Consider the following 3,187-nt stretch of genomic DNA (forward strand, 5'->3'; position numbering starts at 1 on the left):
GCAACTGAGGACAAGCCCTCGGCCTATTAGTACCGGTCAGCTCCACCCATTACTGGGCTTCCACATCCGGCCTATCAACCCAGTCGTCTACTGGGAGCCTTACCCTCTCAAGGAGGTGGGAATACTCATCTCGAAGCAGGCTTCCCGCTTAGATGCTTTCAGCGGTTATCCCTCCCGAACGTAGCCAACCAGCCATGCCCTTGGCAGGACAACTGGCACACCAGAGGTTCGTCCGTCCCGGTCCTCTCGTACTAGGGACAGCCCTTCTCAATATTCCTACGCGCGCAGCGGATAGGGACCGAACTGTCTCACGACGTTCTAAACCCAGCTCGCGTACCGCTTTAATGGGCGAACAGCCCAACCCTTGGGACCGACTCCAGCCCCAGGATGCGACGAGCCGACATCGAGGTGCCAAACCATCCCGTCGATATGGACTCTTGGGGAAGATCAGCCTGTTATCCCCGGGGTACCTTTTATCCGTTGAGCGACGGCGCTTCCACAAGCCACCGCCGGATCACTAGTCCCGACTTTCGTCCCTGCTCGACCCGTCGGTCTCACAGTCAAGCTCCCTTGTGCACTTACACTCAACACCTGATTGCCAACCAGGCTGAGGGAACCTTTGGGCGCCTCCGTTACCCTTTGGGAGGCAACCGCCCCAGTTAAACTACCCATCAGACACTGTCCCTGATCCGGATCACGGACCGAGGTTAGACATCCAGCACGACCAGAGTGGTATTTCAACGGCGACTCCACCATGACTGGCGTCACGGCTTCAAAGTCTCCCACCTATCCTACACAAGCCGAACCGAACACCAATATCAAACTGTAGTAAAGGTCCCGGGGTCTTTCCGTCCTGCTGCGCGAAACGAGCATCTTTACTCGTAGTGCAATTTCACCGGGCCTATGGTTGAGACAGTCGAGAAGTCGTTACGCCATTCGTGCAGGTCGGAACTTACCCGACAAGGAATTTCGCTACCTTAGGATGGTTATAGTTACCACCGCCGTTTACTGGCGCTTAAGTTCTCAGCTTCGCAACCCCGAAAGGTCACTAACCGGTCCCCTTAACGTTCCAGCACCGGGCAGGCGTCAGTCCGTATACATCGCCTTACGGCTTCGCACGGACCTGTGTTTTTAGTAAACAGTCGCTTCTCGCTGGTCTCTGCGGCCACCCCCAGCTCAGAGTGCAAGACTCATCACCGGTGATGGCCCCCCTTCTCCCGAAGTTACGGGGGCATTTTGCCGAGTTCCTTAACCATAGTTCACCCGAACGCCTCGGTATTCTCTACCTGACCACCTGAGTCGGTTTAGGGTACGGGCCGCCATGAAACTCGCTAGAGGCTTTTCTCGACAGCATAGGATCATCCACTTCACCACAATCGGCTCGGCATCAGGTCTCAGCCTTAATGTGTGACGGATTTGCCTATCACACGGCCTACACCCTTACCCCGGGACAACCACCGCCCGGGCTGGACTACCTTCCTGCGTCACCCCATCGCTTACCTACTACCACCTTGGGCCGGCGGCTCCACCACTCCCCTTCACCCGAAGGATCCAGGGCGGCTTCACGGCCTTAGCATTAATGGGCTCGGTATTGGGCGTTTCAAAGCGGGTACCGGAATATCAACCGGTTGTCCATCGACTACGCCTGTCGGCCTCGCCTTAGGTCCCGACTTACCCTGGGCAGATCAGCTTGACCCAGGAACCCTTAGTCAATCGGCGCACACGTTTCTCACGTGTGTATCGCTACTCATGCCTGCATTCTCACTCGTGAACCGTCCACAACTCGCTTCCGCGGCTGCTTCACCCGGCACACGACGCTCCCCTACCCATCACAGCAGGCGTTGGCCCTATAGCTGCAATGACACGACTTCGGCGGTACGCTTGAGCCCCGCTACATTGTCGGCGCGGAATCACTTGACCAGTGAGCTATTACGCACTCTTTCAAGGGTGGCTGCTTCTAAGCCAACCTCCTGGTTGTCTCTGCGACTCCACATCCTTTCCCACTTAGCGTACGCTTAGGGGCCTTAGTCGATGCTCTGGGCTGTTTCCCTCTCGACCATGGAGCTTATCCCCCACAGTCTCACTGCCGTGCTCTCACTTACCGGCATTCGGAGTTTGGCTAAGGTCAGTAACCCGGTAGGGCCCATCGCCTATCCAGTGCTCTACCTCCGGCAAGAAACACACGACGCTGCACCTAAATGCATTTCGGGGAGAACCAGCTATCACGGAGTTTGATTGGCCTTTCACCCCTAACCACAGGTCATCCCCCAGGTTTTCAACCCTGGTGGGTTCGGTCCTCCACGAAGTCTTACCTCCGCTTCAACCTGCCCATGGCTAGATCACTCCGCTTCGGGTCTTGAGCGCGCTACTGAATCGCCCTGTTCGGACTCGCTTTCGCTACGGCTTCCCCACACGGGTTAACCTCGCAACGCACCGCAAACTCGCAGGCTCATTCTTCAAAAGGCACGCAGTCACGACCCACCGGGTAAACCCGATGAGCGACGCTCCCACGGCTTGTAGGCACACGGTTTCAGGTACTATTTCACTCCGCTCCCGCGGTACTTTTCACCATTCCCTCACGGTACTATCCGCTATCGGTCACCAGGGAATATTTAGGCTTAGCGGGTGGTCCCGCCAGATTCACACGGGATTTCTCGGGCCCCGTGCTACTTGGGTGTCTCTCAAACGAGCCGTTGATGTTTCAGCTACGGGGGTCTTACCCTCTACGCCGGACCTTTCGCATGTCCTTCGCCTACATCAACGGTTTCTGACTCGTCTCACAGCCGGCAGACCGTGAAAGAGAGATCCCACAACCCCGCATGCGCAACCCCTGCCGGGTATCACACGCATACGGTTTGGCCTCATCCGGTTTCGCTCGCCACTACTCCCGGAATCACGGTTGTTTTCTCTTCCTGAGGGTACTGAGATGTTTCACTTCCCCTCGTTCCCTCCACATGCCCTATGTGTTCAGGCATGGGTGACAGCCCATGACGACTGCCGGGTTTCCCCATTCGGAAACCCCCGGATCAAAGCCTGGTTGACGGCTCCCCGGGGACTATCGTGGCCTCCCACGTCCTTCATCGGTTCCTGGTGCCAAGGCATCCACCGTGCGCCCTTAAAAACTTGGCCACAGATGCTCGCGTCCACTGTGTAGTTCTCAAGCAACGACCAGCCACCCATCACCCCA

Annotated in this window: 1 rRNA gene; it reads right to left on the bottom strand. The window is 57.1% G+C overall.

The annotated features are described in order from the left end of the window. Positions 1 to 6: 6 nt before the first annotated feature. Positions 7 to 3,129, bottom strand: a 23S ribosomal RNA gene (locus tag ACWDX6_RS30595). Positions 3,130 to 3,187: the final 58 nt, after the last annotated feature.

This window comes from Streptomyces sp. NPDC003027 (genome assembly GCF_053591435.1).